Genomic DNA, 6237 nt, shown 5'->3' on the forward strand with positions numbered 1-6237 from the left:
ACGACAATTTTGGAGGTTTTCCCTAGATGAAATTCCTAGTTTTTGCGGATACGAAGATCGATTCTTTTATTCACATGCAACTGATTGATCTTTCCCGCTCACTCTCAAAAGTGGATAAAATGGACGTTTCGTTCTCGTATCACTCGTACCTTGAACGAAACAGCGGCGTCACACACGTCAGCCAGTTCTGGAACCCATACCCGCGCGAAATTCAGCTTGAAGGCTGGAAATCGGACGTTTATTTGCGCAGCTATGGTACTCAATTTCACACGGACGACCACGTGATCTGGGATACCTTAAAGCAGTTAAAAGGTCATCCGCACCGTGAATTTCTCAAGCAAGTCCTTCTTTTTGCAGAAGACTATCGATTAGAAGAAATCTGCGTGAAGAACCGACCCGGGATGACGCATGCTTTTAAGCTTCGAAAAGAAACGTTCCAAGTTCACTACAACCGTGAGTACCGAAAGCATATTCAGCAAAAGCGTACCCTTGATGCGCTTTTTTGCCATATTATCCTTTTGGCCAATAAGCGGTTTGTTGCAGTGCCACAAGAAACGCAAGCACTCTATCAAGAATTGCGATCACTTTTAACAAAACTTACAACTGCAAAATCGACTGAAGATATCGCTTCAAGCATCACCGAGATGGCTGCTATCACACTTGAACATACAAACGTAACCGACATGAAAACCGCATACCGCAGTTTTAGCGATCCGTCGAAAGAAAGCCAAACAAACGGCGAGACCGATCAAAATTTTGACGACCTCACACGCAACAACGAAACAAAAACGAAGAAAACGATCACCAAGGATGAAGATTCAGATAAGGACAAAGACGATAAAGAAAAAGAGTCTCATTCCTCTTGGCATGATGAAACATCTGACCCGCAGGATTCGTTTTTACAAATGGACCTTAATCAAGGGACAAACACGGATCTGTTAGGAGAAGGTGCGAGGGAGGCGGAGAGTGGTGACGCGGTCTTCGGCTCGGTTCAAACGAGCGCTAAAAGTACAGACAACAACGACTTCAACACCCAAAACGAGCATGAAGCAGAAACAGACAACAACCAAAATGGTTCTGACTCTGCAAACCACTTCCCATATGGAGAGGTGAACAAAAACGTCACAGAGCATTTTGTGCCAGCAAAACCGGCAACGATTGAAGAGGTCGCTCAATACGACGAATATAACCAAGAGATCGCGCCATTCGTTTCGCAGCTGAAACAAAACTTTTTAAAAACGATGGAGCACAAACGAACAGCACCGAGAGAAGATCTGCACTTTGGAAGACTTGGTAAGAAGCTTACGAGACTTGTAACCGATAAGAATCCAAGACTTTTCCGGAAAAAGCAGGAATCTCCACAAGAACTCGATACGACGTTCACGCTCCTCGTCGACTGTTCAGCGTCCATGTTCAACAAGATGGAAGAAACGCAAAAAGGGATCGTACTTTTTCATGAAACGTTAAAAGCGCTTCGGATTCCGCATTCTGTAGTTGGATTCTGGGAAGATGCAGCAGATGCTTCAAGTAACGATCAGCCGAACTATTTTCATGAAGTGATCTCCTATCGTAACTCTCTGCATCAATCAGGAGCACCGATCATACAGCTCGAGCCGCAAGAAGATAACCGTGACGGGTATGCGATCAGACGTATGGGAGAAGAGCTCGCCAAACGCCCAGAACAACAGAAAGTCTTACTTGTTTTCTCAGATGGTGAACCAGCGGCTTTCGATTATGAATCGCATGGTGTACTTGATACGCATGAAGCCGTCACCCGAACACGCAAACTTGGGATCGAGACGATCGGTATGTTTATCGCGAACGGAGAGATCACAGAGGAAGAAGAGAAGTTGATGCAGAACATTTATGGGCCGCAAAACGTAGTTGTGCCAAGTGCTTCAGAGCTTGTCGACTATCTGATGCCCGTACTTCGTAAGCTGCTTTTTAAATCTTTATAAAACGCCAAAACGCCTGGGGCAGTTTACCCCGAGGCGTTTTTTTATGTATGTATCAATACTCCAAAAGCTTCAGCCAAGCAAAGATTACTCCAACAAACCCCGTATAGCTAAAAATCTTGACAGACCATTCTGGTAAGGTTGTTCGAAGCAGACTTGAGCATATGCCGACCACAATGATCGCGGCAAGTAAGATGTAAATGGAAATGATATCGAACGGAATACGAAAAGACAGCCATTGTTCCATCGCCAAACCTCCCTAGTAAGGATAATATCGGTCAAAATGCCTATACATTAAGAATAATTAATGAAAAATGCCGAATTTATAAGTTCGAAAATCAGATGATGAGAAGAGGAACATCGGGCACCGCAAACAGGGCAAACGCATATAATATTTCAAATCTAGGTGTAGGAGTGAATGATGTGAATCAACGTGTAGTAGACGTCATTTTAGCAGAAGCAGAAGAAGAATATTTATCAAATAATAAAGATGGTACCACGTTTGCTGCAGAACTCGCCTTACTCGCCTCAACGCTTGTGACCGCTGGGGATTTTTTAGCTACGTTCAGTGCAGCGATCGCTCTCAGACAAGTGTACCTCGATCAAGCACAGGAATTAAAAGAACAACAAGAACAAGAAGCTCAGATGAAAGACATCCAAGATCAGATTACAGCGCTAAAAAATGAGATTAAAATGCTGAGGGGAAGAAAGTAATTGTCTTCCCCCATAATGTTTTTAGAATGGGATTAATCATACTCTTTCTTTTTCCACTCATCTTCAGGCATCTCAAACTCATCGCTCGAAAATCGTTCTTCTTTAAAAGGGTCGCCATACATATGAAAGCCATTCTGCTCCCAAAAGCCTGGCTGATCCTCTTCTAAGAACTCGAACTTTCGAATCCACTTTGCGCTTTTCCAAAAATAAAGATGCGGAACAATGAGACGAAGCGGAAATCCATGCTTTTCCGTTAAAGGCTTGCCGTCAAACGAGTGCGCAAGAATGACATCATCACGTAATAGATCTTGAAGAGGAACATTCGTCGTATAATCGTAATCAGCGTGAACCATGACATATTTTGCTTTTGGATCTACATCAAAGTGCTTTAAAAAGTCCGTAAATTTAACACCTTGAAACGCATTGTCGAACCGTGACCATCTCGTTACACAATGAATATCACGGACTACTGTCGTTTGAGGCATCTTCATGATGTCTTCAAAACTAAATTCGACACGTTTTCCTACGAGTCCTTCTACAGATAACGACCATTTTTTCATATCATAAAGGGGAACGTCTCCTTCATGAAGGATGGGGAACTTTGTGGTTGCGACCTGCCCAGGAGGCAAGCGGTTCTCTAGCTTTTTATCGACTTCGGGGACACGCATCTTTTTAATGCGATCCGCTTTGTTTAAATCCATAGTTGAACATCCTTTCACTTGTAAAAAAGTTTTTGTTGATTCCTTAGATGTTTATGGATGCGGTTGATTTCCGCCAATGTTGCTCTCGCTCGGCGGGACATGACATCCAACAAAAAACGCCCTCTACTATAAATAGAGGACGAATGGTTCTGTTCACATCCTCTTATCTTTCAGTCTGCAAAACTGTTAGATGTAGCACCGTGCCTAAAAATAGGTGGTTGCCGGGCTTCATAGGGCTAATTCCCTCCGCCTGCTCGAAATAAGAGACCGATAAATCGGCTTAAAACGATATTAAAAGTTACAACTATTATACAATCGGCACATGAAAAATCAACTCAGAAAAAAATCAGGACTTAAAGACATCTCACGAGATATACCAAGATACAGGACAACAACGCCAAAAATCACTGTACTGATCAAGAAAAAGTACACGATTTTTTCTTCTGCTTCCTTTTCACTCTGCATTTTTTCCGTTTCCGTCGCCTCACTTTTGCCAGAGCCTTGAGACGTCTTTTTCTTTTGCTTACCAAAACCAAACATCAAAATAACCTCCGCTCTTAACACGTTACCTATTAACAGTTTTTCATGTTTAAGCGAATTTTAAACAGGTCTGTTTTTCGTAAACCTTTGTTGCTCTAAAAATTGTTGATTATTAATATCACGTACTCTCTTTTACTGGGGGCAATGAGTCATTTGTTTGTCTACAACCAAATGCAAATGCTATAGAAGTAAACTTTCCTCGTCGCATGCCTTGAAAGAAGTTTCTCAAGCAGTGGGCTAACAGGTTAACAGTAAATCTATCATCATAAAAAAATAAAAAACCTCTAAAAGTCTGATGAAAAAGACTTCTAGAGGGTATGAAACCAATTATCAAAACTTATTGCTTAACAGCTTTTGCTGCGTTCACACGCCCGTTTTGGAACAGCGTGCCAGTTCCAGTTACAGGATCAGCTGTGCTTTCAAGTTCTGCACGAATTTGTGAAGCATTTTTCCCTTGAGCAGCAAGTAGTCCTGCTACACCCGCAACAACTGGTGATGCCATAGACGTTCCTGAGAAACTCGCATACTGGTTATTTGGTGTTGTTGAATAGATTCCAACACCAGGAGCGGCGATATCAACCCATGTACCAAAGTTAGAGAAAGAAGCTTTCTGGTCGTTTTGATCTGTGGCCGCAACCGCAATGGCATTTGAATAGTATGCTGGATAGCTAGGTAGTGCAACACCGGAGTTTCCAGCTGCTGCGATGACAACAGAACCTTTATTCCACGCATAGTTTACCGCATCTTGAAGAGTTTTTGTTCCAATTGATCCTCCTAGACTTAAGTTGATAACCTGTGCCCCTTGGTCAGCTGCATATCGGATGCCTTGTGCTACATCATCCAATGATCCACTGCCTTCTGCATCTAGCACACGCACTGCTAGAATAGAAGCTTTTGGAGCAAGGCCTGCGATTCCCACACTGTTGTTCGTATTCGCAGCAGCGATTCCCGCAACGTGTGTACCATGTTCGTTTTCATCAATCGGATCGTTATCATCATCAACAAAATCAGCACCCTTAATTACTTTTCCAGCTAAATCTGGGTGGTTGTAGTCAACGCCAGTATCGATTACAGCAATTTTTACAGATGAGGAACTTTGCGTTGTGTCCCAAGCTTGCTCGGCACCAACTTTTTGAGGAGCGTATTGTTGTTTGTATGCAGGATCGTTCGGAACATAACTCGCATGAAATGTAGCGTTTGGCTCAGCGTATTCCACTGATGCTAAACTTTCATATTGCTTGACTGCATCTGCGACATTACCTTGGACTTTTACAACTGTAAAATCTTTCGTCACATCCACAACTTTACCACCAAACTGTGAAACATTATTTTCAACAGAGCTTGCAGCTGAAACAGAATCCTTAAAATGCACGATAATTTCCTGTGATGCAGCTTCCTGTTTAGCTGAAGGTGTAAAAGAAGCTTCCTTCACTCCTGACTCAGCAGCTGAAGCTGGAAGAGCCAAAGAGACGACTAGTGGTACAGATGCGGCAACTGCCACGAAACGCTTTAACATAAAAATCACTCCTCAGATGTATTTACCAAGCGAACTTGGCTTTGATTGGTATAATAATTCAACAACATTCTACATTCCCCTCTAATGTTATCTGAAAATAATGACAAATTACTACAATGTTGTTGAGAGTGAGACTTTTTATTCATGGTTAAAGCATAACATGTGTAACTATTTTATTATTTTAAGATAGAGTTAAGATAGTAAACATTACATAACCGCAATGTAAAGGTCATGCAAATATATATAATTGAACAGAATAATGTAAACTTTTGGAGAAGTGTTGTAAGCTAGAATGAAAAAGAACAAAAAGGAGGATAAAAAGTTGGCACGTTTACCAGAAGTAGATGTTGAAGGAACACCCTTTAAGAAAACCCTAGCGAACGCACCAGGAATTCTTGATGCTTTTCAGCAGATGGAAAAAGCGTTGAACAACATATTAGAGCCTGAACTCATGGAAATGCTCCGCTTACGATCGGCCTCAAACAATGGGTGCGACTACTGACAAAGCATGGACTACGGGACTCTGGATGAGTCCTCTCGACAAGCGGCTATGAAAAAAGCAAACGGCGCAGAGTTATCAGAACGCGAAAAGCTAGCTCTAGAACTTGCCGATCACATCATGGCGTATCACGGACAACTGCCAGATGAATTATACAACCGACTCAAGAAACATTTTTCAAAAGAAGAAATCATTGCGTTATTCTTCCAAATCGGCAGCAAAAACGGAGCCAACTGGTTCATCATCGCAATGGGAATATTAAACGAATAAAAAGCAAACGTCCAGATCAATGTGATCTGAACCCAAAAAGTT

8 protein-coding genes and 1 riboswitch are annotated in these 6237 nt (G+C 42.1%); of the genes, 4 read left to right on the forward strand and 4 right to left on the reverse strand.

The window, feature by feature from the left end:
• The first annotated feature begins 26 nt into the window (after positions 1-26).
• The gene (locus P4V41_RS20200; protein ID WP_328086943.1) at positions 27-1958 is read left to right on the forward strand and encodes a hypothetical protein; all 1932 of its coding nucleotides are present in this window, start codon (positions 27-29) and stop codon (positions 1956-1958) included.
• Positions 1959-2010: 52 nt separating this feature from the next.
• Here the strand turns inward: P4V41_RS20200 and P4V41_RS20205 are convergent, their stop codons facing one another.
• Positions 2011-2202: a hypothetical protein gene (locus tag P4V41_RS20205; RefSeq protein ID WP_328086944.1), complete on the reverse strand. Its 192-nt coding sequence runs from the start codon at positions 2200-2202 to the stop codon at positions 2011-2013.
• Between the two features lie 176 nt (positions 2203-2378).
• Here P4V41_RS20205 and P4V41_RS20210 point away from each other — a divergent pair, with 176 nt between their 5' ends.
• Positions 2379-2669, forward strand: coding sequence for a hypothetical protein (locus P4V41_RS20210; RefSeq protein WP_328086945.1), 291 nt, complete (start codon positions 2379-2381; stop codon positions 2667-2669).
• Between the two features lie 32 nt (positions 2670-2701).
• Here P4V41_RS20210 and P4V41_RS20215 read toward each other — a convergent pair whose 3' ends face one another.
• From P4V41_RS20215 to P4V41_RS20225, 3 genes are all read right to left on the reverse strand, one after another.
• Positions 2702-3370, reverse strand: a complete 669-nt coding sequence (locus tag P4V41_RS20215) for a sulfite oxidase-like oxidoreductase (protein ID WP_328086947.1) — start codon at positions 3368-3370, stop codon at positions 2702-2704.
• 160 nt (positions 3371-3530) lie between these two features.
• Positions 3531-3636, reverse strand: a riboswitch (SAM riboswitch).
• Between the two features lie 64 nt (positions 3637-3700).
• A complete protein-coding gene (locus tag P4V41_RS20220) occupies positions 3701-3910 on the reverse strand; it encodes a hypothetical protein (protein WP_328086949.1) in 210 nt (69 codons plus the stop codon).
• Positions 3911-4247: 337 nt separating this feature from the next.
• Positions 4248-5426: a S8 family peptidase gene (locus tag P4V41_RS20225; protein WP_328086950.1), complete on the reverse strand. Its 1179-nt coding sequence runs from the start codon at positions 5424-5426 to the stop codon at positions 4248-4250.
• Between the two features lie 322 nt (positions 5427-5748).
• On the opposite strand from P4V41_RS20225, the gene P4V41_RS20230 reads away from it, so the two are divergent.
• Together P4V41_RS20230 and P4V41_RS20235 are read left to right on the forward strand one after the other, a co-directional pair.
• A complete protein-coding gene (locus P4V41_RS20230; RefSeq protein ID WP_328086951.1) occupies positions 5749-5928 on the forward strand; it encodes a hypothetical protein in 180 nt (59 codons plus the stop codon).
• Positions 5929-5934: 6 nt separating this feature from the next.
• Positions 5935-6195 carry a hypothetical protein gene (locus tag P4V41_RS20235; RefSeq protein WP_328086952.1) on the forward strand — a complete coding sequence of 87 codons (261 nt, stop codon included), beginning with the start codon at positions 5935-5937 and terminating at the stop codon, positions 6193-6195.
• Positions 6196-6237 lie beyond the last annotated feature (42 nt).

The organism is Fictibacillus nanhaiensis, from assembly GCF_036213205.1.
GTDB classification, from domain to species: domain Bacteria; phylum Bacillota; class Bacilli; order Bacillales; family Fictibacillaceae; genus Fictibacillus; species Fictibacillus nanhaiensis_E.